The 653-nt window shown below is 65.7% G+C and carries 1 protein-coding gene; it reads left to right on the top strand.

Going from position 1 to position 653, the window contains the following annotated elements; translation table 11 throughout:
* Positions 1 to 82: 82 nt before the first annotated feature.
* On the top strand, positions 83 to 653 hold a 571-nt coding region (locus AACY52_RS29120; protein ID WP_339561189.1), incomplete at its 3' end, for a hypothetical protein.

Raw genomic sequence — 653 nt, 5'->3', positions numbered from 1 at the left:
GCACCGCTGCCGCCAGGGCGAAGAAGGCGGTGCGTTGCACGATCGAGGTAAAGGCGGAGGAATGAGGGTGGAGGCTCCCGAGTTGGACCGGGACGCGCTGCTGGCGCTGCTCGACCGGATGCTTCGCGCGGAGGCGGTGGCGGACGCGCCACCGGCGGCCGAGCGCGGCGAGTGGCTATACGGCAGCGCCGGGTTCACCGAACCCGACGAGCATGGCTGGATGGCACCCCTCCCCTCGACCGAATTGTGGGTGCCACGGGCCTTGGTGTTCTGGCGCATGGCAATCCTGTCGGATGCGCCGGTCAGCGACGAGCAGATGCGCGACCCCCGCCATTCGCTCGCGCGCTGGCCGGCGATCGAGCGAGCGGTGAAAGCCTATGTCGTCGAAGTCTATAACATTCCAATGTTCGCCACCGAACATGATGACAGGGGACGCGTGTGCCGTCAGTCGGGTATGAACGCGACGACGATGGCAGGCATAGCCCAACTGGCCGATCGCCATCCTGGCGACGGCAGGAATGCTCCTTGCCCTCGCATTCTTCCTCTAAGCGCTGACCGGCAACCTGAATTGAGCGCATCGACTGTCATTAACCGCCTCTCCCCCCACAGCTTCAGCCGCGAGGCGCTGGCGGCGTGCCGAAAGCGCGAAAACA

This window comes from Pseudomonas sp. EA_65y_Pfl1_P113, from assembly GCF_963970525.1.
Taxonomy (GTDB): Bacteria; Pseudomonadota; Gammaproteobacteria; order Pseudomonadales; family Pseudomonadaceae; genus Aquipseudomonas; species Aquipseudomonas tritici.
This window is presented reverse-complemented; position numbering and strand designations above follow the sequence as displayed.